At 47.3% G+C, this 24,652-nt stretch carries 26 protein-coding genes and 1 riboswitch; of the genes, 8 read left to right on the top strand and 18 right to left on the bottom strand.

Translation table 11 applies throughout. From position 1 onward, the window contains the following. Positions 1–84 precede the first annotated feature (84 nt). The 6 genes from NSS95_RS01125 to NSS95_RS01100 form a co-directional block, all read right to left on the bottom strand. Positions 85–858: an SDR family oxidoreductase gene (locus tag NSS95_RS01125; protein WP_104851102.1), complete on the bottom strand. Its 774-nt coding sequence runs from the start codon at positions 856–858 to the stop codon at positions 85–87. After that, the gene (locus NSS95_RS01120) at positions 836–2,080 is read right to left on the bottom strand and encodes an acyl-CoA dehydrogenase (RefSeq protein ID WP_017550723.1); all 1,245 of its coding nucleotides are present in this window, start codon (positions 2,078–2,080) and stop codon (positions 836–838) included. The genes NSS95_RS01125 and NSS95_RS01120 overlap by 23 nt, the downstream gene beginning before the upstream one ends. A gap of 187 nt (positions 2,081–2,267) precedes the next feature. Then, positions 2,268–3,287 carry an STAS domain-containing protein gene (locus NSS95_RS01115; RefSeq protein WP_071452296.1) on the bottom strand — a complete coding sequence of 340 codons (1,020 nt, stop codon included), beginning with the start codon at positions 3,285–3,287 and terminating at the stop codon, positions 2,268–2,270. Between the two features lie 198 nt (positions 3,288–3,485). After that, a complete protein-coding gene (locus NSS95_RS01110) occupies positions 3,486–4,205 on the bottom strand; it encodes a YebC/PmpR family DNA-binding transcriptional regulator (protein WP_014096371.1) in 720 nt (239 codons plus the stop codon). Between the two features lie 384 nt (positions 4,206–4,589). Beyond that, entirely contained in the window at positions 4,590–5,177 is a 588-nt protein-coding gene (locus NSS95_RS01105) for a hypothetical protein (RefSeq protein WP_014096372.1), read from the bottom strand. Continuing rightward, positions 5,170–5,736, bottom strand: a complete 567-nt coding sequence (locus NSS95_RS01100; RefSeq protein ID WP_230951711.1) for a membrane-spanning protein — start codon at positions 5,734–5,736, stop codon at positions 5,170–5,172. The genes NSS95_RS01105 and NSS95_RS01100 overlap by 8 nt, the downstream gene beginning before the upstream one ends. A gap of 483 nt (positions 5,737–6,219) precedes the next feature. Between NSS95_RS01100 and NSS95_RS01095 the strand changes: the two genes are divergently transcribed. After that, the gene (locus tag NSS95_RS01095) at positions 6,220–6,858 is read left to right on the top strand and encodes a hypothetical protein (protein WP_315957892.1); all 639 of its coding nucleotides are present in this window, start codon (positions 6,220–6,222) and stop codon (positions 6,856–6,858) included. Positions 6,859–7,007: 149 nt separating this feature from the next. On the opposite strand, the gene NSS95_RS01090 is transcribed toward NSS95_RS01095, so the two are convergent. From NSS95_RS01090 to NSS95_RS01080, 3 genes are all read right to left on the bottom strand, one after another. Then, positions 7,008–8,045: an NAD(P)/FAD-dependent oxidoreductase gene (locus tag NSS95_RS01090; protein ID WP_029142570.1), complete on the bottom strand. Its 1,038-nt coding sequence runs from the start codon at positions 8,043–8,045 to the stop codon at positions 7,008–7,010. A gap of 31 nt (positions 8,046–8,076) precedes the next feature. Next, the gene (locus tag NSS95_RS01085; RefSeq protein ID WP_014096376.1) at positions 8,077–8,892 is read right to left on the bottom strand and encodes an ABC transporter ATP-binding protein; all 816 of its coding nucleotides are present in this window, start codon (positions 8,890–8,892) and stop codon (positions 8,077–8,079) included. A 327-nt stretch (positions 8,893–9,219) separates the two neighbouring features. Continuing rightward, positions 9,220–10,182 carry an ABC transporter substrate-binding protein gene (locus NSS95_RS01080; RefSeq protein ID WP_340713729.1) on the bottom strand — a complete coding sequence of 321 codons (963 nt, stop codon included), beginning with the start codon at positions 10,180–10,182 and terminating at the stop codon, positions 9,220–9,222. Between the two features lie 157 nt (positions 10,183–10,339). Here NSS95_RS01080 and NSS95_RS01075 point away from each other — a divergent pair, with 157 nt between their 5' ends. The 5 genes from NSS95_RS01075 to NSS95_RS01055 all read left to right on the top strand — a co-directional run bounded on the left by NSS95_RS01075 (position 10,340) and on the right by NSS95_RS01055 (position 14,080). Next, complete coding sequence (locus NSS95_RS01075; RefSeq protein WP_061574565.1) at positions 10,340–11,386, top strand: FecCD family ABC transporter permease; 1,047 nt, start codon at positions 10,340–10,342, stop codon at positions 11,384–11,386. Continuing rightward, positions 11,386–12,408: a FecCD family ABC transporter permease gene (locus NSS95_RS01070; RefSeq protein WP_340702195.1), complete on the top strand. Its 1,023-nt coding sequence runs from the start codon at positions 11,386–11,388 to the stop codon at positions 12,406–12,408. The genes NSS95_RS01075 and NSS95_RS01070 overlap by 1 nt, the downstream gene beginning before the upstream one ends. Positions 12,409–12,541: 133 nt before the next feature. Further along, entirely contained in the window at positions 12,542–13,324 is a 783-nt protein-coding gene (locus NSS95_RS01065; protein ID WP_017554321.1) for a TSUP family transporter, read from the top strand. A gap of 100 nt (positions 13,325–13,424) precedes the next feature. After that, positions 13,425–13,766, top strand: a complete 342-nt coding sequence (locus tag NSS95_RS01060) for a DMT family transporter (RefSeq protein ID WP_014096380.1) — start codon at positions 13,425–13,427, stop codon at positions 13,764–13,766. Continuing rightward, the gene (locus NSS95_RS01055; RefSeq protein WP_014096381.1) at positions 13,766–14,080 is read left to right on the top strand and encodes a DMT family transporter; all 315 of its coding nucleotides are present in this window, start codon (positions 13,766–13,768) and stop codon (positions 14,078–14,080) included. Before NSS95_RS01060 ends, NSS95_RS01055 begins: the two co-directional genes overlap by 1 nt. Before the next feature lie 13 nt (positions 14,081–14,093). On the opposite strand, the gene NSS95_RS01050 is transcribed toward NSS95_RS01055, so the two are convergent. The 5 genes from NSS95_RS01050 to NSS95_RS01030 all read right to left on the bottom strand — a co-directional run bounded on the left by NSS95_RS01050 (position 14,094) and on the right by NSS95_RS01030 (position 17,224). Continuing rightward, positions 14,094–15,035 (bottom strand): DMT family transporter, encoded by a 942-nt coding sequence (locus NSS95_RS01050; RefSeq protein WP_340713728.1) that lies wholly within the window; start codon positions 15,033–15,035, stop codon positions 14,094–14,096. A 131-nt stretch (positions 15,036–15,166) separates the two neighbouring features. Further along, positions 15,167–15,664 carry a PaaI family thioesterase gene (locus NSS95_RS01045; protein ID WP_014096383.1) on the bottom strand — a complete coding sequence of 166 codons (498 nt, stop codon included), beginning with the start codon at positions 15,662–15,664 and terminating at the stop codon, positions 15,167–15,169. Between the two features lie 132 nt (positions 15,665–15,796). Further along, positions 15,797–16,060: a hypothetical protein gene (locus NSS95_RS01040; RefSeq protein WP_014096384.1), complete on the bottom strand. Its 264-nt coding sequence runs from the start codon at positions 16,058–16,060 to the stop codon at positions 15,797–15,799. Further along, positions 16,057–16,293: a hypothetical protein gene (locus NSS95_RS01035; protein WP_014096385.1), complete on the bottom strand. Its 237-nt coding sequence runs from the start codon at positions 16,291–16,293 to the stop codon at positions 16,057–16,059. Before NSS95_RS01035 ends, NSS95_RS01040 begins: the two co-directional genes overlap by 4 nt. A gap of 1 nt (position 16,294) precedes the next feature. Then, positions 16,295–17,224, bottom strand: a complete 930-nt coding sequence (locus tag NSS95_RS01030) for an Rpn family recombination-promoting nuclease/putative transposase (RefSeq protein WP_014096386.1) — start codon at positions 17,222–17,224, stop codon at positions 16,295–16,297. Positions 17,225–17,492: 268 nt separating this feature from the next. Between NSS95_RS01030 and NSS95_RS01025 the strand changes: the two genes are divergently transcribed. Both NSS95_RS01025 and NSS95_RS01020 read left to right on the top strand, forming a co-directional pair. Beyond that, positions 17,493–18,578, top strand: coding sequence for a glycosyltransferase (locus NSS95_RS01025; protein WP_014096387.1), 1,086 nt, complete (start codon positions 17,493–17,495; stop codon positions 18,576–18,578). Then, on the top strand, positions 18,575–19,189 hold the full coding sequence (locus NSS95_RS01020) for a glycerol-3-phosphate acyltransferase (protein WP_014096388.1): 615 nt from the start codon (positions 18,575–18,577) through the stop codon (positions 19,187–19,189). The genes NSS95_RS01025 and NSS95_RS01020 overlap by 4 nt, the downstream gene beginning before the upstream one ends. 322 nt (positions 19,190–19,511) lie before the next feature. Here the strand turns inward: NSS95_RS01020 and NSS95_RS01015 are convergent, their stop codons facing one another. The 4 genes from NSS95_RS01015 to NSS95_RS01000 form a co-directional block, all read right to left on the bottom strand. Next, a complete protein-coding gene (locus tag NSS95_RS01015; protein WP_014096389.1) occupies positions 19,512–20,555 on the bottom strand; it encodes a ribonucleotide-diphosphate reductase subunit beta in 1,044 nt (347 codons plus the stop codon). Then, positions 20,500–20,982 (bottom strand): flavodoxin, encoded by a 483-nt coding sequence (locus tag NSS95_RS01010; protein ID WP_014096390.1) that lies wholly within the window; start codon positions 20,980–20,982, stop codon positions 20,500–20,502. The genes NSS95_RS01015 and NSS95_RS01010 overlap by 56 nt, the downstream gene beginning before the upstream one ends. After that, positions 20,967–23,201 (bottom strand): ribonucleoside-diphosphate reductase subunit alpha, encoded by a 2,235-nt coding sequence (locus NSS95_RS01005; protein ID WP_014096391.1) that lies wholly within the window; start codon positions 23,199–23,201, stop codon positions 20,967–20,969. The genes NSS95_RS01010 and NSS95_RS01005 overlap by 16 nt, the downstream gene beginning before the upstream one ends. Beyond that, positions 23,152–23,370, bottom strand: coding sequence for a hypothetical protein (locus tag NSS95_RS01000; protein ID WP_158657222.1), 219 nt, complete (start codon positions 23,368–23,370; stop codon positions 23,152–23,154). The genes NSS95_RS01005 and NSS95_RS01000 overlap by 50 nt, the downstream gene beginning before the upstream one ends. Further along, positions 23,328–23,523: riboswitch (cobalamin riboswitch) on the bottom strand. (Overlaps the previous gene by 43 nt.) Between the last annotated feature and the right edge of the window lie 1,129 nt (positions 23,524–24,652).

Here is a 24,652-nt window from a genome sequence, read left to right as displayed (position 1 = left end):
CCAAATCCCCCTTGTTTTTCATTGCCAAATGGACTGTTTCCCTAGGCTTAATAAGGCACCGATTACCGCCCGGCATGTCGGTTTTTAAAGCACATGCATGCCGCCATCGACGAGCAGCACATCCCCTGTCACATAGTCCGAAGCTTGGGATGCTAGAAAAACAGCTGCACCTTTTAAATCCTGATCATTTCCGAATCGGCCGAGCGGCGTTGCTTCCAATATCGGATTTTTGCCGCGTTCAATGATGACTTTGGCCATTTTTGTCGGGAAAAAGCCCGGCGCAATCGCATTCACATTGATGCCGTATCTGCCCCATTTGGCAGCGAGATCTTTTGTAAACGTGATGACCGCACCTTTACTTGTGTTGTAACCGATCGTGTCCATGATGCGCGGATCGACGCCGCCAAGCCCGGCAATGGAGGCAATATTGATAATCTTGCCGCGCCCCTGTTTGATCATGACTTTTCCGGCTGCCTGGCTCATATGGAAAGTGCCGGTCACATTCGTGCTGATCACTTTTTCCCACGCCTCAATCGGCATATCTTCGGCAGGCGCCCCCCAAGTCGCGCCGGAATTATTGACGAGGATGTCAATTTTGCCAAACTGCTTCACGGTTTCCGCGACTACTTCATCAACCTGGGCACGATTTGTAATGTCACACTCCATTACAAGCGTTTTCACTCCGAGAGATTCGATGCGTGCAGCCGCTTCTTCGCATGCCGCTTTTTTTCTGGAGCAAAGCACGACATCCGCCCCCACTTCCGCAAATGCCCGCGCGATTTGTTCACCGAGCCCCCTGCCGCCGCCTGTCACGATGGCGGTTTTTCCTTTTAAACTAAACAGTTCTAACACGTTCATCGGCTGATCCCCTTTCCTGGTATGGTTTTATCTCAAGCCTTGCAATCTGGTCGAGGTGGACTTCATCCGGGCCGTCTGCAAGCCGCAATGTGCGCGCGTTGGCCCACAGCCGGGCGAGCGGAAAATCGTCCGAAACGCCGGCGCCGCCGAACGCTTGGATGGTGCGGTCGATAACAGCAAGCGCCATCCGCGGTGCCACTGCTTTAATCATTGCAATTTCCTTTCTCGCCACTTTATTGCCGACCGTGTCCATCCTATACGCTGCTTTCAATGTGAGAAGTCGTGCCTGCTCGATTTCAATACGCGACTCGGCCACCCACTGGCGGATGACGCCCTGTTCCGCGAGCGGCTTACCAAACGGCGCACGGTTTTGTATGCGCTTGCATAAAAGTTCAAGTGCACGCTCCGCAGCTCCAATCAGCCGCATACAGTGATGGATTCTGCCCGGCCCAAGCCGCCCTTGCGCAATCGCAAACCCTTTTCCTTCCCCCCAAATGATATTTTCAGCCGGCACCCGCACGTTTTCGTATGTAATTTCCGCATGGCCGTGCGGTGCATCATCATAACCGAAAACCGGGAGCATCCGCTCAATCTTCACGCCTGGTGTATCGAGCGGTACGAGAATCATAGACTGCTGTTCGTGCCGCGGTGCATCCGGATTGGTTTTTCCCATGACAATCGCAATTTTGCACCTCGGGTCGCCGGCGCCTGATGACCACCATTTCCGCCCGTTCACAATATATTCATCACCGTCACGTACAATGCTGCATGAAATATTGGTCGCATCACTTGAAGCAGTATCCGGCTCTGTCATAGAAAAACACGAACGGATCTCGCCGTTTAAAAGCGGTTTTAGCCATTTTTCTTTCTGCTCATCACTTCCGTACCGGGCAAGCACTTCCATATTTCCGGTATCGGGTGCATTGCAGTTGAATACTTCGGGGGCGATGATGGATCTTCCCATGATTTCACAAAGCGGGGCATACTCGAGGTTCGAAAGCCCGGCCCCGTATTCATTGTCCGGCAAAAACAAATTCCAAAGCCCTTCCTGCTTTGCTTTTGCCTTCAATTCTTCCATAATCGGCGGAACAGCAGCCCACCGTGTTTCCTGTGCATTCAGTTGTTCCTCAAAGATCTTTTCACCCGGATAGACGTTTTCTTCCATAAAACGCTCAAGCTTTGAAATCAGTGCCTTCACTTTTGGTGAGTAATCAAAATCCATATGATTCATCCCCTCCCCGTTGACTAACCGGTTAGTATGTTAATTTCATTATAAACAATCATTCGAAAATTTCAATAAAAAAATAAGCCGAATTTCCTCGATTTGTGTTGAATCTTCCCGGTAAAAAATAAAAAAAGCGGGAAACAAATCTCCCGCTTTTTGAAACAGATTTTTCAGGCCTTGCCAATCAGAGTATTTTCCTCCCCAATTGTCCGAGCGCATAGTGGATGCTGTGCTGCAACGTCTGGAAGCAGTCAAACTGGCTGAAATCAAGCCCGGAAGAAGAAATGGTCATGCTCATGGACGGCGATATACCGACAAGGATCGTTTGCGTGCCGATTAAGGAAGATGCTTTTCCGATATTTTCAATAAACTGGATGCTGTGCGGATCGTCTTCCACATCGAGTGCCGTTAAATCAAGCACCAAATACTTTGCTTTGTACTGCGGCAAATTTTTCAATGTTTTTTCTACCAGCTCTTCGGCACGTTCATCGTCATATTTCCCGATTAAAGGCACGACGACAATGCCGTCTAAAATCGGAATAATCGGTGAGGACAGCTGCTTGATGAGTTCTTTCAGCTCCCGCGTCTTATCTTCGACGAGCGCCTCCAGCTGAATAATCTGCTCAGCTTCTTTTTTCCGCGCCAGCTGGTGAATATTATGTGACACCGTGATATCCGACGGGAAATACTCAATGATCGTGGAGTCGTGGCCTTCGATCTGATACCGGACGACTTTATACCATATATTTGTATGGAACAGTCCGGTAAAAATACCAGCGTAGTGGGCAGGCAGAAAATTGCTGCCCGTTTTCTTTCCCTGGGCCACATTGATTTTATGCTCCCAGCTGTCTTTCAGCTCAATCGTCAATGTCTTCTGATCAAAGTTCATGTCTTTCATCACGGCTCTTCCCCAGCCCGCTGATGCGTAAGTAGTGGTAATGAGTTCAGACGCCTTTTTCACATCGAAATCTTTGATTCTATTAAAATAGTTGGCAACGAGCAATCCTTGACGGAAACCCGCTGTTTCAAAGACAACATTGGATGCTTCTTCCCCGGATATTTCTTCAATTGTAGTAAACAGATCGCGCATCGCGGTTGGAATCCAGAAAAGGACTGCATCCTCCCCTTCGAAAATGAATCTTCCTTTTTCCAATTCCCATTCAAATTGAAGACCGCCCACATGTATATTCGGATGTTCGCTCACAGAATATCCCCTCTATTATGTACAATAAATTGTATTCTTATTATACCGGTTCAGTTTTCTTGCGTCTATTGATACGAGTTTTGTAATGTGACAAAATTCGCGTGCTTGCAGGAAAATGTGCTCACACACCAGGGCCTTACTTTCAAAGAAATTTGCTTATACGAAAAAAAGGCGGGATCACCCCGCCGTCCATCTTAATTAATCATCTAAATTGACATTATGGTAAATTTGCTGGACATCTTCCAGGTCTTCCAGCACATCAATCAGTTTTTCGAATTTCTCCCGGTCCTCATCCGGTAATGTGACTTCGTTTTGCGGCAACATTGTCAGTTCGGCAACGGTAAATTCCGTAATGCCGGCATTTTCAAAAGCTTCCTGAACCGCATGAAACTGGTCCGGTTCCGCGTAAACAATAACGGCACCGTCTTCTTCAAAGACATCGCGGACATCAATATCAGCTTCAAGCAAAAGTTCCAGCACTTCATCCGCTGTTTTCCCTTCAATGCCAAAGACTGCCGTTTTATCAAACATATACGCGACTGAACCGCTCACCCCCATATTGCCGCCGTTTTTCCCGAAAGCGGCGCGCACTTCGGAGGCGGTCCGGTTGACATTGTTCGTTAACGTATCGACAATGATCATCGAGCCGCCCGGGCCGAAGCCTTCATAACGCAGCTCGTCATAGTTTTCATCAGCGCCGCCTTTTGCTTTTTCAATCGCGCGGTCAATGATCGCTTTCGGCACGCTGTATGTTTTGGCACGCTCGAGCACCATTTTTAATGCGCTGTTTGCCACCGGATCCGGCACACCCTGTTTCGCAGCAACATAGATTTCGCGGCCGAATTTCGCATAAATGCGGCTCGTATTGGCATCCCTTGCTGCTTTTTTATCTTTTATATTATTCCATTTGCGTCCCACGGGGATCACTCACTTTCAACAAAAATTCGAATGCTTCCGTACTTGCCCATTGTTGAATTATACACCAAAAGCTTTCCGGTGGGGGAAAATAATTGAAAAAACATCCCGGTTGGATAGCCGGGATTCATGATGTGCCAATTTTTTCTTCCTTTTCGCCGGTGTCCCGGATGATCTTTCCGCAGTTTTGCCATTTTTCATTGGTTTTTGGAAAATGGCTGGTTTTTCAGATCCGCTTTCCATTGATTTTTGGTTCCGCTTTATTTCCTCAAGCCATTTCTATTTCGCCGGTTTCTTGAAAACCGCAGATTTTTTTAAAATTCCACCATTCTTAAAGGTCCAGAAACACAGGGCTCCACACGCATGCGGCATGCTGGTTTTTGTTTCTCACTTTCGTTTCGTTCGTATCCCGGACCCTGTTGCCACAACCAGGCCGCCGAGCACATCTGCAATCAAATCGGTCATCGTATCCTTGTTTCCGCCGCCCTGCAAAGTAGTGCCAAAAAATTGGTCACCCGAAAACTCATAGATCTCCCACATTACACCGCCAAGCGCGGCAAACCCAAGCACAAATAAAAATACAAACCATGCGGAGATCGCCTTGCCCGCATCCCGGTGCACAAGCCGTTCATAAAGTGCGATCGCGGCAAATCCAAGAAGAAGGCCACTCACGAAATGCAGGAAGGTGTCCCACCAGCCTAAGCCGTACCAGCCACGGATCGATCCGAAATATTGGGAGCCGGTTAAAAAAAGAAAATAAGAAATGACAAGGGGCAGGTGGAACCGAAGGCGCGGAACCCACGAAAGGATAAGCGGAATTGCGCCCGAGATCACCCCGCCCGCAGCGACCGCAGCCTTCCAGGACGCGCCGGCCGTATATTGCATGGCGCATAAAACGGCCATCCACAGTACATAAACCAAGCTGATTCCAAACACAATTTTCCGGTCCATATTTCCACTTTCTTTCTTATACATTTTGTTTCCTGAATCCAGTATATATCGCAATCAGCACCCCGCCAAAAAATCCGGCCAGCAAGTCCACCATCGTATCGGTATTGCCGCCACGCTGCATCGTATGGGAGGCAATTACATCCCCCAAAAATTCATACATCTCCCAAAGAACGCTCCCTGTTATCGCAAGCCCGAGGGCAAACAATGCGGGAATCAAGCGCGACATGCCCCGCCTTGCCGCCTCCGGAACCAGTATTTTATACAGCGTAACGCCGATACAAGCTGTAAAAATGCCCTTATAAAAGTGAACGGACGTGTCCCACCACGAAAAACGCCCGTAAAATCCGGCGATCGAACCGAGGCAGATGGAGCAAATCACGAAAATATACCAGCCAATAATCGAGGGCGTATTGATTCGGTTATGTTTTAAAAATAATAAGCCGAGCGGCAGCGTACTTAACACAATCCCGCCGGCCGCAATTCCCCACCGCAATGTATCATGCTTTATAATAAAATAGACCATAAGCCCGGCCAAAAGCAACATCATGCCGGTACTGAGCAGTATAATGATGATGCGTTTCACCTTTCCACCCCGTTCTGTTCTTTTCCAAAAATAGGATACCCTTTCTTTTTCCATTTCATCCTCTATAAAATGAACATAGGGTTTGCTGAACGAATCCGATTCTGCGTTTGTACCCAATTTGTCAGCAAGATCTAGAAGAATCCATCTGCGAAAATGCGATTCTGTCTTCTCTATACGTTGGATCAACTTTTTCATGGGTCTTTCATAAAACCCTTGCATTTAAATTTTTTCCTAAGCTGTCAGCATCCTTGCCCACATCTATGAATTTTGCTTATTCAGCAAACCGTACATAGATTTTTCTCGTCAAAATTCAAGGTTAGATATGGCTTTTGGCAACGCATAAGGAGTAGTAATGTTAAGTTCAACTTATATAGCCGGCAAACCGCCTGATCGTAAAAACATCCGTATGAGCGGCGTTTTCCTTTCCAAAAAGTATTTAAAACATTTCAATTTTAATGATAAAATAAGCTAGGGAGGTGTTTTATGAAAAAAGTTTTGTTTGCATGCTTGGCCCTGCTGTTGCTCTGTGTTCTCACCGGATGGAATCTGCTTGGGAAAAGCGGGAAGCCTGCCAATGCCAACACATTTAAACCGGCAAAACTAACGGCAAATGAAGAAGCCATTTTACACGCTTCAACGGACAACTCTTTTCTTTATCAATACCGTGTTGATCCTCACAAATATAAATCCGTTAGAATCTGGCTGGAAGAATACAAGTACGGAAAATTGGTGAATGGCGATCTTTTTGAACTAGAAGGGGAAGCGGGAAAGAAAGGGACAATTATGTTCACAGCCTCTCCGGTAAGCGAAAACAGCAAACGTTATAAGATCATCGAAGGCATTTATACAGGGAAAGGCAATACCACTTTCAGCACATTTAAAACTTTCCCGCAAGCAGGGGATAAAGACATCAACGCGTTTTCCCTGAGCGGCGTTGACAGCGCGGAATCGGCAAGCGGCAAAAAGATTTTAGGAGCCATTGGTTTTTCAAAAGATGATTCTGCCCCGGCCCCTCCGCTTCATGACTTTGAAGACCTGAGAAAACACAAAAAGGAAATACAATCTTACGCAACCCTTTTAGTGGTGCGGTGCGAATTTAAAAATAACAAGCGCAGCGCATGAACAGACGGCGGGTCATGATATCCGCCGTTTCCCTATTCAATTACCGCCATGTGCGGACAGAAAGGAGCGGATGCACATTTTGCTTTTCAGTGCATACAAAAAAGACGTTGAGGCACAACCCAACGTCCTTATGATTTGTTTGGCCTTTTTCAGCGTGCCTGTGTTTCTTTTTCGCGGCCGTTTTCATCTGCAAAATCTTCGTGGTGCGTGGAATACATGGCCATCGGTTCTGCATCCGGGCACATATAGCGGACGGCGCTGTTTAAAGCAACCGGGCCTTCCGCAAACCCCCCGGCAATCAATTTTAATTTGTGCGGGTAGGTTGCCGCATCCCCTGCCGCGAAGATCCCGGGTATATTCGTTTCCATCGCGCCATTGACCTCGATCCGCTCGTCTTTCATTTTAAGGCCCCAGTTTAAAATGCCGCCATAATCGCCCTGAATGCCGTGGTTCACGACAACTTCATCGGCTTCAAGCCATATTTCTTCGCCCGTCCCGGCGTGTTTCACCGCAACGCGTTCGATCCTGTTGCCAGTCCCGTGCAGGGCTGAAATGCAGTAAGGGATAAAAAGGCGTGCATTTTTCACCATTTCGGACACATCGTATTCATGCCCGCTGAATGCTTCCCGCCTGTGGACGATCGTAATGCTTTCGGCGATCCCGGCCAGTTCGTTTGCCCAGTCAACTGCCGCATTTCCGCCGCCGGAAATCAGCACCCGCTTGTTGCGGAAGCGATTTAAGTCGTCGACGGCATAATGGAGATTGCCGGATTCATAGCGTTCTGCCCCCGGAATATCAAGCTTAATCGGTTTAAAAATGCCCGCCCCGACGGTGAGGATAACCGTTTTTGTCAGGTGAAGGCCGCCGTTTTCCGTGCTTAACATCAAGATGCCGTCCGGGCGCCGCTTTAAACCGGATACATGCTGATGAAAAAGGATCGTTGGCGAAAAAGTTTCCGCCTGCCGGATCAGTTCCTTCACAAGATCCCCGCCTGTTATTTTCCGGATCCCGCCAATATCCCGCAATGTTTTTTCCGGATAAAACATCGAGATTTTTCCGCCCAGCTGGCCGCTAGACTCCAGCACTTTCGTCTTTAATTTCCGCATGCCGCTGTAAAACGCCGTAAACAAGCCAATCGGCCCGCCGCCAATAATGGTTACATCGTAGATTTCATGGTCCAATGCCAAGATCCTCCAATCCCGCTCATAAAAAAAGTGGCTACGCCATTTGTGCGCGTACTTCTTTATACGGTTTAATCAAATCATAGGAAAGGCAAACCGGTTTTTTGCACCTCGGATCAAGCGCAATTTGGGCATCCAATCCGAAACATTCCCGCATCATTTCCGCTGTCACCACAGCTTCGGGGCTGCCCTCGTAAAGGATTTCGCCATCTTTCATGGCAACGATATGGTCCGCAAAACGGGCGGCCTGGTTTAAATCGTGCAGCACCATCACGATCGTGCGGTGCTCCATTCTGTTCAGCTCCTGCAAGAGTTCCAACACTTCCAGCTGATGGGACAGGTCCAGATAGGTTGTCGGCTCATCCAGTAAAATCATTTCGGTATCCTGCGCAAGTGCGAGCGCAATCCAGACCCGCTGCCGTTGCCCGCCCGAAAGCGCATCCACAGGGCGGTCTTTCAATTCTTCCGTCCCGGTCATTTCAAGGGCCCGGTGAATGGCTTTCCAATCTTCACGATTCAGCTTTCCAAACCTTTTTTGGTGCGGGTACCTGCCATAAGATACAAGTTCCGAAACCGTCAGTCCTTCCGGCACACTCGGAGACTGGGGCAAAATCGCAAGCTTTTGCGCAATTTTCTTTGTTGATTGTCTTGCCAGTTCTTTTCCATCCAAATAAACGGACCCGTTTTTCGGAAAGAGAATGCGCGCCAATGCCTTCAGCAAAGTGGATTTGCCGCATCCGTTCGGGCCGATGATCGCCGTCATTTTTCCGGCTGGTATATTTAAATTTAAGTTTTTAATAATTTCATGATCTCCATAGGCAACTTTTAAATTTTCTGCACAAAGCTTTGGCATCTCAGTTCCTCCTATGAATCTGGCATTAAATGAAAATGATTCTTAATATCAATTTCATTCTATAAGGTTTTCAAATAGGTGTCAAATCGATTTTTCACCGGCAATCTCCAGGTTTTTCCGCAATTTAAGCATTTCCTGCTGACCTTCCTGTACTTTTGAAATTTTGCAAATTTTTTCGGAGGAAAGGCTCTCCTTTTTTGGGCCTTTCCAGTTGGAATAAGGGTGTTCTTCCCCCGTATCCGCATGATGCCGGGTTTGGAAACATCAATATGTTCTTCCCGCAGCCAAAGCCGTCCATGCAACATGGACGGCAGGCCGTGAAAATAATTATTTGATCGTTTTTAACACATCCTGGATCATCTCTCTGTTTGCAATCGCGCCGGAGTAAAGCCAGCCGGTATCAGCGGAAAACTCAGCCACATGGTGTTTCTTGACGGCAGGAATGCTTTTCCATAATGCATTGTCCAGCTCTGTTGCGCGGGTTTTATCGCTGTTAATCAGGAAAATATAGTCTGCATCCAGCTCGGTTAATTTTTCAAGCGAGATGGCATTCCAGTTACTGGTTGCTTTTGCAGAGATTTCATTTACAACAGCCGGCACCTTCAAGCCCAAATCATTGTACAGGACGTCCCCGCTTGATACATTTTTCGATACGATAAAAAATTTATTGTTCACAAGCCAGATTGCAGCGGCAGAAGGAGATTTTCCGTTTTTCGCCAGTTGTTCTTTTGCTTTCTTGGCTGTCTTTTCATAATCTGCGAGCACTTGTTTTGCCTTTGCTTCTTTGTTCAACACTTTCCCGACAGTAAGCAGTTCTTTTCTCCAGTCACTGTTTTGCTTTTTGCTCACGACAAAGGTTGGAGCGATTTTGCTGTATTGTTCATACTTCCCGCCTTCCACCATGCCGGCATCATCAATCAGGATTAAATCCGGCTTGAATTTTTGCACTTGTTCATAGGGCAGGTCGTAAGAAATCGTCGGTACCCCTTTCAGTAAATCGTCCTGCAAATATTCCTGAATGCCGTTGCTGACACTCCATTGTGCGACAGGCTTCACCCCGAGCGCAACAAGATGGTCTTCCAAATAAGTCGCAATGACGCGTTTCGGATGGGCCGGCACTTTTACTTGATGCCCCACTGCGTCTGTTACCGTCCGGGTTTTCGCCCCGCCGGCAGGCTTGTTTCCGTTCCCATTTCCGGCCTGGCCGTTCCCGCAGGCAGCGAGGGCAACGGACAGAAAGACAATCCCGCATATTTGGAAAATCTTTTTTAATTTTAGATTGTAAGACATTTTCATCCCCCTGGCATTATGATAAAATATTGTAGACAGATAAATGATAATGATTATCAACATCAATTAAAACGAAAATTTTTCATTCTGTCAATCTTTTTTCTTTTTGAACAAAAAATTTTTTAACCGTATCGAAAGAGAAGGAAGGAAGTCTGGGATGGCAAAACCGCACACAAGTAAAGCGGCACACCGCGGGCAGGATCAACCGTATAAAAAACGACTGGCTTATTTTATCCTCGGCTTCGGGTGGATTTTTATCATTCTTGCCGTCGCAGGTTCCATTCAATTGGGTGCATCGAATATCAACTATACAACGGTATGGAAAAGTTTGTTTTTTTATGATGCAAACAACCCGGCCCATGTCATTATCCATGAATTGCGGCTGCCGCGTGCCATTGCCGCTCTGTGCGTCGGTGCCGGGCTGGCTGTTTCCGGTTCGGTCATGCAGGGAATGACGCGAAATCCGCTCGCATCCCCGTCTATTTTGGGGGTAACCTCGGGATCCCTTTTTCTCATGGCGGTTGCCTATGCTTTTTTTCCGGGCATTTCTTACCGGAGCCTGGTTTTCGTATCTTTTGCCGGAGCCGGTTTGGGGGCGGCACTCGTTTTTTCAATCACAGCTTTATCCAGGGGCGGGAACACCACTGTGAAGCTGGCGCTTGCCGGATCGGCTGTTGCTTCTCTGCTTAGCGCCTTATCTACGGCGATCGGGCTTCGTTTCAACATATCAAAAGATTTGAGCTACTGGTATGCAGGCGGCGTGAGCGGTGTGCAATCCAGCCAGCTCAAATATGTCATTCCGGCCATCATTGCTGGCATCATCATCGCCGTTGCCATCTCGCGCGCCGTCACCATTTTAAGCCTCGGGGAAGAAATCGCAAAAGGGCTCGGCCAGAACACGGTATTTGTTTATATAGCAGGCATTGTGGCAGTTCTTTTGCTGACAGGGGCGGCCGTATCCATTGCCGGGATGATCGGGTTTGTCGGATTGGTCATCCCGCACATTACCCGCTTCCTTGTCGGGTCGGATTACAGCCTGATCATCCCTTGTTCGGCGATTCTCGGCGCCCTTTTGTTGATCATTGCCGATGATGCCGCAAAAATGATCAACGCCCCTTTTGAAACACCGGTAGGCGCAGTGACTGCAATCATCGGCGTCCCGTTCTTTCTCTATTTGGCACGAAAAGAAGGGGGCGGATTATAGTGGGAAACCTTTCAACCGGCAAACGGAAATTCAGCATGCTTTGCGCTGTCCTGCTTGTTTTGCTGGCCGTCCTCTTTTTTGCCAGCATCCGGACAGGCACAATGAATATTCCGTTCCCGCAAATATGGTCTGCCTTTTTCGGCAGTGATGTTGGCAACCAGCGGATGACCCTGTTTGAATTCCGTCTGCCCCGGATCGTGCTCGCGATGCTAATTGGCGCCGGAATTGCCGTTTCAGGCGGCATTCTCCAGAGCATTTCCAGAAACCCGCTTGCAGATCCCGGCATAATCGGCGTGAATGCAGGGGCAAGCTTTTCCGTAGTATTATATACATTCTTTTTTAAAGGCACGGCCTTTCTTTCCGGGGTAGTTTCTGTTTTTGTCATGCCGTTTTTTGCATTAACCGGCGCCTTTTTTTCGGCGGTCCTTGTCTATTTGCTTGCCAAAAAAGGCGGAAGCGTGGCGCCCGCTCGTCTTGTCCTGACAGGGATTGGTTTAAATGCGGCTTTTAATGCGGCAACAACAGTCCTGCAAATGAAAATGGACCCCCAGGATTTCACAAAAACGCTGACCTGGATATCTGGAAGCATTTGGGCGACAAACTGGGATTATGTCCTTGTCACTTTGGCCTGGATGGTTGTTCTGCTTCCATTTGCGGTATACAAAGCCCGTTACTTGAATATTATGCGCCTGGATGAGCCGGTAATCACAGGGCTCGGGGTGCCGCTTGAAAAAGAAAGGCTGAAACTTCTCGGGACCGCGGTCGGGCTGGCCGGGTGCTGTGTAGCGGTCGGGGGCGGCATTACGTTTCTCGGCCTGATCGCGCCCCACATTGCCCGCGGGATCATGGGGACAAAGCATGAATTTTCCCTGCCTTTAACGGCGCTGATTGGCGCAAACATTTTGCTGCTGGCCGATACAGTCGGGAGAGTCGTGATGCCTTCAATGGAACTGCCGGTCGGGATTGTCATTTCAATCCTCGGCGCACCGTATTTTATTTTTCTGTTGATGCGGACAGCATAATCGTAAGGCAACATGGAAGCCCCCTTATTCCATCCATTGGCAAAATTTGCACATGCCCGGGGTGGAAAGATATTTACAATTTTTAAATTTTTCGCTACGATAACAACAGTGATAAAAAAGGAAGGCTGATTTAATGATATTCGGGCTTGATCCATCCATGTTGGCACTGTTGGTCGGTTTTGGGTTTTGTGCAGCTTTTATTGATTCTGTTGTCGGCGGGGGCGGCCTGATTGCCCTGCCTGCCCTGCTGTTTACCGGGCTTTCGCCGTCTGCAGCGGTTGCCACCAACAAACTTGCGGGAACAATGGGATCATTTACAAGCACATTTGTATTTTATCGTTCCGGAAAACTGGATCTATCTTCCATTTATAAAATGTTTCCGCTCACGTTTTTCGGTTCGATGCTCGGCGCGTACACCGTCCATCTGATTGATCCGGATGTATTAAAACCATTGATGCTGATCATGCTTGCCGCAGTCGGCATCTATACGGTGACGAAGAAAGACTGGGGAAAAATCATGGCGTATAAAAAGTTATCCGCCAGCCGGCTGATTTTGTTTACAGCGCTCATTTTTCTGATCGGTTTTTACGACGGATTTCTCGGCCCGGGCACCGGTTCCTTTTTAATGTTTGCCTACCTCATGATCGGGTTTGACTTTTTAAAAGCAGCCGGGAACGCGAAGTTTTTAAATTTTGGCAGCAATATTTCGGCCCTCCTTATGTTTATCTTTTTAGGGCAGGTCCATTATGCCTATGGGATTCCGATGGGCCTCGGGCAAATCGCCGGTTCCATCATCGGCTCGCGGTTTGCGATTAAAAAGGGGAGCAGCTATGTGCGCGCCCTGTTCATTGCCGTCACATTTTTGCTGCTGGCGAAAAATACATATGATTATGTACATGCGTTTCTTTTCGGCTGACAAAGATGAAGGATCACGTTTTTGCCATGGTACAGAGGGATCAAAACCCGGGGGATGCTTTTTGCGCAGCTCGCCGGGATTTTTTATGGAGGTGTTTGAAATGAACAAGTCCTGGCTCATTGTTCTTGTTGGTGCTTTTTTCGAAGTCTTTTGGGTCATCGGGCTAAAGCATGCGGATAATTTGTTAGAATGGGCGGGCACGCTGGTTGCCATTACTGCAAGCTTTTACGCACTCATTGCGGCAAGCAAGGATTTGCCGGTCGGAACGGTGTATGCCGTTTTTGTCGGGCTCGGCACAGCCGGAACGGTTTTTTCCGGAATCGTATTTTTCGGCGAGCCGTTCAGTTTCATAAAAATTGTTTTGATTTTCATTCTGCTGGCGGGCATTATCGGCTTAAGGATTGCGGAAAATGAAAAAAGCAGCGGGGAGGCGGATTCTTGATGGCTTGGGCTTCTCTACTCATTGCAGGGTTATGTGAAATGCTCGGCGTGGCCGCCATGAATATGGTAAACCGCCGCCGCAATCTGCAGTCTGTGCTGCTCATGGTGCTTGCTTTCGGCGGAAGTTTTTTGTTTATGTCGTTTGCGATGCGGACATTGCCGATGGGCACGGCCTACGCCGTCTGGACAGGAATCGGTGCAGCAGGGGGCGCAATTGTCGGCATGTTATTTTTTGGAGAATCAAGAGACTGGCGGAGAATTGTTTTTATCACGATGATTTTAGGCGCAGCGGTCGGGCTGAAGCTGGTATCATGACCGCCACGCGGTGTTATGCATGTTTTCCTTTTAACGCCAAAATGAAAATGGTGCTGATAATCATCAGCGCACCGGCCCAGTCAAAAAAACCGAGCGGAACATGGAGCCACACCACAGTTAAAAATGCGGCGGAAAGCGGCTCTGCTGTGGCAAGTACGGTTGTTTCTGATGCACTTAAATATTTCAGCCCTTCCAAATAGCAAAGAAAGGCAACCAGCGTTCCAAATAAAATGACAAAAGTAATCCCCGGCACCGCGGCCGGAGAAAAGTTCCCAGCTGCATGCCACGGCGGATGAATGAAACTTAAGACCGCGCCCCCAATTAGCATCCCCCAGCCGACGGTTACGTCCGCACCCCATTGGTGAAGGAGCTTTATCGGCTGGAGTGTGTAAAAAGCAGCGGTAAAAGCCGTTAAAATACCCCAGAAAAGCGCTTTTCCCGAAATGGATAGCGTCGTAAAACTGCCGTGTGTGACAAGCAAAAATGTTCCGGCAACTGCAAGAAAGACGGCAAATAACGTACGCCGGCCAGGCATTCTCCTGAATCGGGCGGCCAGAAAACACGGCACAATGACACACTCGAGGCTTTGCAAAATGGTTGCTGTTGCTGCATTGCCGTACCGGATAGCGGCAAAATAGGTGTACTGGACGCCGAGCATGCCGAAAACCGCAAAAAAAATCAGATCTCTCCGTGAAGCCGGGTCTTTCCATACCCCTGTGACACGATTTCTTTCTCTTCCGTAACAAAATCCGAGCAAAAGCAGGCCGGATACAAGCAGCCGCATGACCGTGAGCCATTGCATATCCATTTGCAAATGCTGGAACAAATATTGCGCAATCGTACCGGATACACCCCATAGTACCGCGCCTGATAAAACAAGCGCGATTCCTTTCGCTCGTAGTGTATGCGCTTCTGTTGCAAGCTGCTGGACAACTTTTTCCAATCTATTCCCCATCTTTCTATTCTGTTTGGCTGTCTTGTGGAAATGGCGGTCCGCATCCGTGCCGGTTGCCCGGAAGATGCTTTCCATGCTGCTTGATTGTTTTTACCCGGCGCATCTTTCAAGGACCGATGCCGCGCTAGGCTTTACTGCTGTTTTACTTTCTCCCTGAATTTTTCCGGCATCATCACCATGATAACTTCCCCTGTTACGACCACTTTATCTTCCGCAAATACTTCTGTGTTGATCCGGTACTTTTTGGGATGGATCTCGGTAACGGTTCCTATTGCCTTAAGCGGCACACCAAGCGGGGTAGGGTGTTTATATTCCACTTTTAATGTGCCGGTTACAAACCGCGGCGGCTCTGTCCCGTCGCCAAGTTCGTTGCCGTTTTTCCGGAGCACATACAGCGATGCGGAACCGGCGCTATGGCAGTCAATCAGCGATGCTACGATCCCTCCGTAGGCAAACCCCGGGATCCCCCCCATATATTCAGGAAGCGGCGTATAAATCGTGATGGTTTTGTCCCCCAGCCAGCCCGTGCGAAAATGATGGCCTTTTTCATTCAGCCGCCCGCAGCCGTAACAAGTTGCAAATGAATCGGGATAGTAATCCTGAACTGCCTTTGTAACACTTTCCTCCATTTCCTCACCCCTTTTTTATTCTATTTAAAATTATAATACATTTTGCACGAAATTTTAACAGCTGTATTTTTAGAAAGTTTGGCCATATAAAAAGCACCGGCAAACAGATGTCCGGTGAAAATCTTTTTTTACTTATAAATTTTCCAGTTGCTGTTTTATTTTTTCCACTTCTCTCTGGCTCAGGCCAGTTTTTTCCACAATTAATTGAAGCTCCATACCCTCTTGCAACATTTTGATGGCAATTGGAATCGTTTGTAACATTTCTTTTCTCTCTTCTTCTCTTCCCTTCTCTACTCCTATTTCAATTCCTTCCTCTTTCCCCTTCTTATACCCGCGGTCAAAATAGGAATTCGGCAGCTTCAATACTTGCTCTGCCTCGTCATAACTCGGGTTCAAGGCTTTTCCCCTTCTATCTGCCTTTTGATCTTCATGATCTCGTCTTCACTCAAGCCGGATCCCTGGGCAATGACCTTCACATCCACTTGATTTTTTAGAAAATTGATAATCAATCGTTCTCTTTCTTTTTCTCTGCCTTCCTCTTTCCCCTTCTTATACCCGCGGTCAAAGTAAGAATTTGGCAAGTCCAGGACAACTTCTTTTCCATCCACACCAGGCAGCCTGACTTCCATCTTATGAATGCTCCAATTGTTGTTTTATTTTTTCCACTTCTCTCTGGCTCAGGCCAGTTTTTTCCACAATTAATTGAAGCTTCATACCCTCCTGCAACATTTTGATGGCAATTGGAATCGTTTGTAGCAATTCTTTTCTTTCTTCTTCCCTTCCTTCTTCTCTGCCTTCCTCTTTCCCCTTCTTATACCCGCGGTCAAAATAGGAATTCGGCAGCTTCAATACTTGCTCTGCTTCGTCTGGATCCAGCATTTTAATGTTTTCCATTACTTCCGCCTCCTCTTTTTCGTTCAATTTTAAATAATAATCAAAGAAACCGTGTAACAGCCTCATTTTTGCAGGGTCAAGTTCCATCCGGGCCAGCATCCGCAGAAACTCCAGTTTGACCTGCACCCGTTCTTTTTCTGTATACCCCATTTTGCTTAATAATGCCGCGGCAACAGGGTTGTTGCTCCGGATATAATTTCTCCAATTTTGTTTCATCAGATGAATGGATAAATAGTGAAAACGAAGAATTTCAATGTTGTGGAACGCAAAGGTGTACGTATCAGGGGTTTCTGTTTTCTCCTCGTAACTAAAAACGGCAATCGGCAATACCGGTTTCCGGTGCCGGAGACTGATCATCATGTAGTAACGAAACATGCGTTCAGGAAAAGGTTTCTCGTAATACGACTGCGGCTCTACATGGATGAGAATCACGGTATCTTTGCCTTTTACCTTCGTTTCGGCAAGGATGTCAACCCGTTTTTGCTCACCGCCCGGAAAGTCCGTAAACTGTTCCTGCGACAAAAACCGCACCCGGCGGTAGTCGAGATCCGCTGAAAGATCCGGGAAAAACGCCTCCATAAACTCCTGAAAAAAGTTTTGGATCAGCTCCTTAAAAAAACGATCATGCACGTGATAACCGGCATGTTTTTCCATTACAAGTTCCAAAGGCAGCACTCCTTTTCTTATTTTTCAGTTTTATTATAAAGGACAAACGTTCGTTTTTCAAGTGGTGGGCACACTATTTTTTCAAATTTCATCTGCCATGCCCTCAGAACAGGAGGGGCAGACGCAAAACCATCATTCTATCTGCATGCTAACTTTTTCCTTCCGGGAAGCCCTGATGTAAAATAGAGATACAAAATTCATCTTAACTGCTTTGCCATACAAATTTACCCTACGTTCACTCTATACAGCAGAACAGGAAGTGGTGAACATGTCTGCCATTTTATTCTGGTTTATTTTATGCGGCCTGCTGACGGGATTCGTCCTTTTCCGTAAGCGCCCTTTACCGCAAGCACACGGCACAGCCGGGCGGGAAAAGATATCCGTTATTATTCCGGCAAGAAATGAAGAAAACACCCTGCCTGCCCTGTTGGATTCTTTAAACAAGCAAACAACCAAACCCGGTGAAATCATTGTGGTGGACGACCATTCCGAAGACAAAACAAAAGAAACAGCAGAAAAATTCGGTGTCACCGTCGTTTCTGCGCCTGATCTTCCGGATGGATGGACCGGAAAAACGTGGGCCGTCTGGAACGGTTACGTGAAATCCACCGGGGATCTGCTTATCTTTCTCGATGCCGACATCCGCCTTGCTGAACACGCCATCAGCTCTCTTGTTACAGCACAAAAACAGCAGGGAGGCGCCATCTCTGTCGTTCCATACCATCTTACTGAAAAATTTTATGAGAAACTGGCAATGGTTCTGAACCTGCTCGGGATTTTCTCATTCACCTCGCCGTTTGAGCGCCTAAACCGACAAAAAGGGCTTTATGGTGCCTGTATTTGTGTATCAAGAGAAGATTATGACAAAATTGGCGGGCACGGGAATATCCGCGCTGAAATGCTGGACGACCTGAACTTAGGCGCCCGTTTTCAACAGGCTGGCATTCCGGTCACCAATTTTACCGGAAGCGGGCTCGTCTTCTTCCACATGTATCCCGGCGGTTTCAGCCATGAGCTGCAAGGATTTGCAAAAGGGGCGGTGTTAAGCACATCAGCCATTCATCCTTTTACAATTGCGGCTGTAGTTTTCTGGATTCTCGGTCTGCTCATATCCGAGCTCGGCTGCTTCTCCGGCATCCCTTACTTTGTTGCGGGGTATTTGCTGTATGCCGCCCAAATCTATTATTTTAACCGGCATACGGGAAACTTTGGCATCCTGCATCCTTTATTTCACTTTTTATCGATGATTTTTTTCCTGGTTGTCATCCTGTATTCCCTTTATCAGTCCCATTTTCGTAAAAAAGTGCTTTGGAAAGGCAGATACATTGATGTGGGAAGGGGGCAAAACAAATGACTTTTTTATTATCAGCACTTTGTTTTCTTTCCGGTTCGCTGATGTTTTCTTACTGGATCGGCTTGTTATTAAACGTCAATATTCGCAAAACCGGGGACGGAAACCCTGGTGCAGCAAACCTTTGGAAAAAAGCCGGTTACAAATTTGGGCTGCTTGGCATTGCGGGTGACTTCGGCAAAGGTTTTCTTCCAGTTTGGCTGATCATAAAATCGGGGGCGGTCCCATCGCACAAGGCGTTGATTCCCATTGCCCTGGCACCGATTGCCGGGCATGCCTTTTCCCCTTTTTTAAAGGGAAACGGTGGAAAAGGCCTTGCCGTAAGCTTCGGCGTATGGAGCGCATTGACCAAATTTCGCATATCCCTCACTTATGCCGTTATTCTTGCATGCTTTTATGTCCTAGCAAAGGTGGTGAAAAAAGGCAAAAAAACAACCAGCAGTGAAGACAGCCTGCAAACGACAACCGGATTCCTGCTGCTATCCCTCTTTCTCATTTTTCAAAAATATCCTCGTTTTCTCTTATGGATCTGGCTGGGCAACTTCATCATCCTGCTGTGGAAAAATAAAAAAGCGCTCATGCGTTTGAAAAAGGAAAAGCATTTCACCACGTAATTGGGGCTTGCTGAACGAATCCAATTCTGAGTTTGCACCCTATTTGTCCGTAAACGCTGTCTAAAAATATCTCGTTTGTATTGGCTTTTGAATGCAAGTTTTTCCCTAAATTGGTTGTAAACCCCTTGCATTTAAATTTTTGCCAAATCCGTCAGCATCCTTGCCAAATCTAGAAATTTTGCTTATTCAGCAAGCCCTAGTTGGCATGCAAAAAGCGGGAATCACTCCCGCTTTTTTGCTAGTGCCATCCATCAGATCTTTTTTTGCCGTTTTCTTTCCGAAAATATTTTTTCACCGTGCTGCAAACTGTGTTCTAGACAGATTACAGCTCATCAAATCCGTTCAAATCGCTCACTTTTGTATAAGAACGGGACTTTTGTTCAAAGAAATCCGTTTTGGTTGCATCGAAATTATCAGCATAGGCGCGAATCCATTTCATCGGATTTTCAACATGTTCCGGGTACAGCTCGCTTAATCCGATCATGCGCAGCATTTTATTGGCACGGTATTTAATAAAACCTGCCATTTCCTCAAGATCGATCCCTTCCACGTCCTGGAGCACGTATTCCGACCACTCGGTTTCCAAGTCAACGGACTCGCGGAACCGGGCATATACCCAATCGGAAAAGGCCGGCGTGTTCAATTCCGGATGTTCGGAAAGCACCGCGCGGATCAGTTCCGAAATAAAGCGCCCGTGTTCCAGCTCATCGCGGTTAATATAACTGATCATCGTCGATGTGCCGACCATTTTGTTCTGCCGCGCCAGATTATAAAAGAAAGCAAAACCGGAATAAAAGAACAACCCTTCCAGCAGTGTCGAATACACGAGCGTTTTCACAATATCTTCCACATCCGGCTGCTGGGCAAACGCATTGTATTGCTCCATCAGTTTTTTGTTTCGCTTTAGCAGCACCGGATCTTTCCGCCCGATTTCAAACGCTTCATTTTGTTTATCAAGGGACACGACGGACGATAAAATATAAGAATAACTCTCATTGTGGACAGCTTCCTGCTGGGCAATCACCGCCAAAATCGATTGGATGGACGGATCGGTCGCATACAGTGAAGCAAGCAAAATCGTCCTCGTTTGTGAAGAATCGAGCGTTGCCAGCAGGCTGATGATTTTCAAAAACGTTTCCTGCTCTTTTTCCGATAACAGCGGGAATTGTTTCACATCTGTTGACATATTCACTTCATCCGACTGCCAGTAATTCCCCAACAATCGTTTATACGTCTTATACCAGTGCGGATAAGCAAGATCATTCCAGTTTAAAATTCCGCTTGACTTTCCTCCGAATAAGGCAGTCGCTTTATTCGGGTGAACCGGATCCAACGTTTTCGCTTTTTCCAGCAAAGCGTTTGACATCTTCCAGCACTCCTTCTATCCATTTTTCCACTTCTTTTTCCTGGCTTCCCCTCGGAGACTGTTCAATTTTTAACGGTTCCCATGGGCTATTATAAAATTTTGCAAGTTTGCGGGCGGCCAGGCAGAATAAATCATCACCGCCAAATTGCGTTTCCCCCGTTCCAAACACAGCGACATTGGGAGGTTTCCAGCCAATTTCCAGAACAAAATCCTTCACTTCTTCAGGCGTGGCGCCCCGTTCCCATGTGAAAGTTCCGACCAGGATCAAATCATAGTCGCGCGGCGAAAACGGCGGGGAAATGCCGATTTCGTGCATGTCCACCGCCATCCCGCGCGCCCTGCACCAGGATGCCAGCAGTTCCGCCGTTTCTTTTGTATTGCCACTATAGGATAAGTACGCAATCAGCACTTTCAACTTTGGCACCACTCGCATTCTTCCACTTCATTGGAGGTCGAGCGCACATAATAGGTCGTTTTCAAGCCGGACTTCCAAGCTTGCAGATGGAGATCAAGCAACACTTGCGCGCGGATATTGTACGGCACATAAAAATTGAAAGAGATGCTCTGGTCAATATGTTTTTGCCTTGCCGCATTCTGCCGGACGGACCATCTTTGGTCAAGTTTATAAGCCGAACGGCGGTAAATGTTGTACGTCCGGTGGTCTAAATCAGGCGCTGTAACCGGAAATCTGTAATCCTTTTTTTCTTCCATATAATAAGGCTGGAAAACCGGGTCAATGCTTGCTGTCGAGCCGGCAATAATCGAAGTGGTCGCATTCGGTGCAACCGCCATTAAATATCCGTTCCGCAAGCCGTATTTTTTCACTTCTTCAGCAAGCGCCAACCAGCGTTCACTTGTGTAGCCTTTACCGGTAAAATAAGCGCCGGTGCTCCACTTGCTGCCTGGAAATGCCGGATAGCTGCCTTTTTCCCTGGCTAATTCCATGCTGCTTTTAATCGCATAGTAGGCAATGTTTTCGTACAGTTTATCCGCATATTCGACGGCTGCTTCCGTTTCCCATTCAATTCCCTCAAGTGCCAGCAAATGATGCCAGCCAAATGTGCCAAGCCCGACCGCACGGTACTTTTTGTTCGTGATTTGCACTTGTTTAATGGGCAACGTATTGACATCAATCACATGATCGAGCATGCGGACCTGGATGCGGATAAGCCGTTCGAGCACCCCGTCCGGGACAGCTTTCCCAAGATTGATGGAACTCAAGTTACAGACGACATAATCCCCGGAACGGTATTTCTTTACGATCACATTTTCTTCTTTGATCCATTCTTCAATCAGCTCAGTCGGGGACTGGTTCTGGGCAATTTCCGTGCATAAATTGGAGCAGTAAATGATCCCTTTGTGGCTGTTCGGGTTTTGCCGGTTCACTTCATCGCGGTAAAACATAAACGGCGCTCCTGTTTCAAGTTGCGATCTCATGATGCGCTTCATAATCTCGATCGCCGGAACTTTCCTTTTCGAACGGAGATCGGCATGGATGCACGCCTCATATTTTTCACGCCAGCTCCCTTTTCCCTTCTCTTCATCGTAAAAATCTTCAAGAGCAAACCCCATGACTTCTTTTACTTCATGCGGATCAAAAACATACCAGTCCCCGCGCTTTTCCACCTGTTCCATAAAATAATCTGGGATGCACACGCCTGTATAAATATCGCGGGCACGGAGCCGGTCATCGCCGTTATTTAACTTCAAATCGAGAAAATCTTCAATGTCGCGGTGCCACACATCGAGGTAGACGGTAATGGCGCCTTTTCTTGTCCCGAGCTGGTCAACGCTCACTGCCGTGTTGTTCAGTTGTTTGATCCACGGCACCACACCACTCGACATGCCCGGGAAACCTTTAATCGCGCTTCCCCGTCCACGGATTTTTCCCATATACACACCGATCCCGCCGCCGTTTTTCGAAAGCTGGGCGATGTCGGTGTTACTGTCATAGATTGATTGCAGGCTGTCCGCCACTGTATCAATGAAACAACTCGAGAGCTGGCCATGCGTTTTGCCCGCATTCGCGAGCGTCGGGGTTGCGACCGTCATGTACAGATTGCTGAGTGCCCAGTACGCTTCCTTCACATGTTCCATCCGGGTTTCCTGCTGTTCATCCTGCATCAGGTACATCGCAATCACCATCCAGCGCTCTTGCGGCAGTTCATAGACATGCTTTTCAAAATCACTTGCCAGATAACGGGTTACGAGCGTATAGAGGCCGGGATACGTAAAAAGCAAATCCTTCTCCGGGTCGATTAGGCGGCCGAGCGTTTCTATTTCCTGCTTTGTATATTTGTCAAGCAGTTTTGGAGAATAAATGCCTTTTTCTACCAGCTGCCTGATCAAATCATAGAAAGACCCGTACTTGAGGGTTGGATCATAATGCCGGTTTTTGGCGGCTTCGGCATAAAGCTTATGTAAGTAAATTCTCGCTGCAAAGAATGTCCAGGCCGCACCTGCTTCATCGATATTTTCAAGGGCATGTTTAATAAGTAGATCTGTTTTTTCCACCAAAGAGGCATCCTGGTCCCATAACTTTAAAATCTTTTCCTTATAAGCGCCGGTTTCAATCTCCAGGCCTGCAGACATTTGATCAATGAGCTGCAAAATCATTTCTTTTGATTCCAGTTGAATAGATATCACGTTTTCTCCTCCCTTTTTTGAACGCAAAAAAACCGTTCATTTCAGGGGGATGAACGGCAAAAACGGCAGAAAAACAGCATCCGTGATCATCTGTTTTACCGTTTCCCGTTCCCGCACCCCGAAGAATAGAAACTTCAAGTATTGGCAGGTCTCCTGGCTTGTGTTTCATTCTAATGAAGCCCTTCCCATACCGCCGCCAAAAAAAGCAGCCGGTACAGTGGTTTGCTCTTTCGTCCACACTGACAGTTGCGGGGGCAGCTCCGGTTTCCCACCGGATTCCCTTTTCAGGCATCTCAAAGCCACCAATACTCGCATACTATATTTAGTATTTTTTTGTTTTAGAATTTCTATATGTTGTTATCCTACCATATTCGACAAAAGATATCAATCCTCAGTTACGTTGAATATGTTTCAAGTTTGTCCGTAAAAAGATGCCGAATACGGAGCAGCCTTCTTCGCCTTTTTCCTTAAGGAATGGATTTTCACAGTCCGTTATCCATTTTAGACGATTGAGGGAGCAGGTACAATACATCGGTTTGACTTTACCCATTAAATTTCTCCCCCACACATGACATTGCAAAAAACCAGAAGCACAATGGCAAAAATTTTAAGCGTTTCCTTCTCATAGGGGCGCTCTTCGTAAAGCACTGGTGAAAATGTGGGCTGCTGCCTTCACATAGAACCCGGCTACGTTAAGGGAGCATGGAAAAACGAAGGTCTTTCTTCACATAGAGCCCGGCTATGTTAAGAAAGCGTGGAAAAATGAAGGGCTTTCTTAACATAGAGCCCATCTACGTTAAGGAAGAACGGAAAAATGAAGATCTTCCTTCACATAGGGCGCGGCTATGTTAAGGAAGCTTGAAAAAACGGAGGTCTTCCTTTACATAGAGGGCGGCTACGTTAAGGAAACACGGAAAATTGACGGCCTTCCTTTACATAGAGTGCGGCTACGTTAAGAAAGCTTGAAAAAATGACGGCCTTCCTTCACATAGAGCCCGGCTACGTTAAGAAAGCTTGCAAAATTGACGGCCTTCCTTCACATAGAACCCGGCTATGTTAAGGAAGCTTGCAAAATTGACGGCCTTCCTTCACGTAGAACCGGCTACGTTAAGAAAGCATGCAAAAACGACGGCCTTCCTTCACATAGAACCCGGCTACGTTAAGAAAGCATGCAAAAACGACGGCCTTCCTTCACATAGAGCCCAGCTACGTTAAGGAAGCACGAAATAACGAAGATCTTCCTGTTAAGGAAGCTTGAAAAAAACGGAGGCCTTCCTTCACATAGAACCTGTCTACGTTATAGAGGCAATCCCGATTAGCCCGTTATTCCCGCCCCTTTCAAGCAGCAGTTGCAAAAATGAAAAAGTTGATCCAACAACCGCGACCTTTCTGGGCTGATTCGTATACGTCTTTCAGGTTGCAAAAAAAGAAAAGGTTGGGACCAACAACTG

The organism is Weizmannia sp. FSL K6-3076 (genome assembly GCF_038007245.1).
In the GTDB taxonomy this organism is placed as follows: Bacteria; Bacillota; Bacilli; order Bacillales; family Bacillaceae_C; genus Weizmannia; species Weizmannia faecalis.
This window is presented reverse-complemented; position numbering and strand designations above follow the sequence as displayed.

Coding starts and splice junctions, on each gene's coding strand:
- NSS95_RS01125 (WP_104851102.1), bottom strand. CDS start 858: ATGAACGTGTTAGAACTGTTTAGTTTAAAAGGAAAAACCGCCATCGTG.
- NSS95_RS01120 (WP_017550723.1), bottom strand. CDS start 2,080: ATGGATTTTGATTACTCACCAAAAGTGAAGGCACTGATTTCAAAGCTT.
- NSS95_RS01105 (WP_014096372.1), bottom strand. CDS start 5,177: ATGTATAAGAAAGAAAGTGGAAATATGGACCGGAAAATTGTGTTTGGA.
- NSS95_RS01095 (WP_315957892.1), top strand. CDS start 6,220: ATGAAAAAAGTTTTGTTTGCATGCTTGGCCCTGCTGTTGCTCTGTGTT.
- NSS95_RS01085 (WP_014096376.1), bottom strand. CDS start 8,892: ATGCCAAAGCTTTGTGCAGAAAATTTAAAAGTTGCCTATGGAGATCAT.
- NSS95_RS01080 (WP_340713729.1), bottom strand. CDS start 10,182: ATGTCTTACAATCTAAAATTAAAAAAGATTTTCCAAATATGCGGGATT.
- NSS95_RS01075 (WP_061574565.1), top strand. CDS start 10,340: ATGGCAAAACCGCACACAAGTAAAGCGGCACACCGCGGGCAGGATCAA.
- NSS95_RS01065 (WP_017554321.1), top strand. CDS start 12,542: ATGATATTCGGGCTTGATCCATCCATGTTGGCACTGTTGGTCGGTTTT.
- NSS95_RS01060 (WP_014096380.1), top strand. CDS start 13,425: ATGAACAAGTCCTGGCTCATTGTTCTTGTTGGTGCTTTTTTCGAAGTC.
- NSS95_RS01055 (WP_014096381.1), top strand. CDS start 13,766: ATGGCTTGGGCTTCTCTACTCATTGCAGGGTTATGTGAAATGCTCGGC.
- NSS95_RS01050 (WP_340713728.1), bottom strand. CDS start 15,035: ATGGGGAATAGATTGGAAAAAGTTGTCCAGCAGCTTGCAACAGAAGCG.
- NSS95_RS01045 (WP_014096383.1), bottom strand. CDS start 15,664: ATGGAGGAAAGTGTTACAAAGGCAGTTCAGGATTACTATCCCGATTCA.
- NSS95_RS01035 (WP_014096385.1), bottom strand. CDS start 16,293: ATGGAAGTCAGGCTGCCTGGTGTGGATGGAAAAGAAGTTGTCCTGGAC.
- NSS95_RS01025 (WP_014096387.1), top strand. CDS start 17,493: ATGTCTGCCATTTTATTCTGGTTTATTTTATGCGGCCTGCTGACGGGA.
- NSS95_RS01020 (WP_014096388.1), top strand. CDS start 18,575: ATGACTTTTTTATTATCAGCACTTTGTTTTCTTTCCGGTTCGCTGATG.
- NSS95_RS01015 (WP_014096389.1), bottom strand. CDS start 20,555: ATGTCAAACGCTTTGCTGGAAAAAGCGAAAACGTTGGATCCGGTTCAC.
- NSS95_RS01000 (WP_158657222.1), bottom strand. CDS start 23,370: ATGAAACACAAGCCAGGAGACCTGCCAATACTTGAAGTTTCTATTCTT.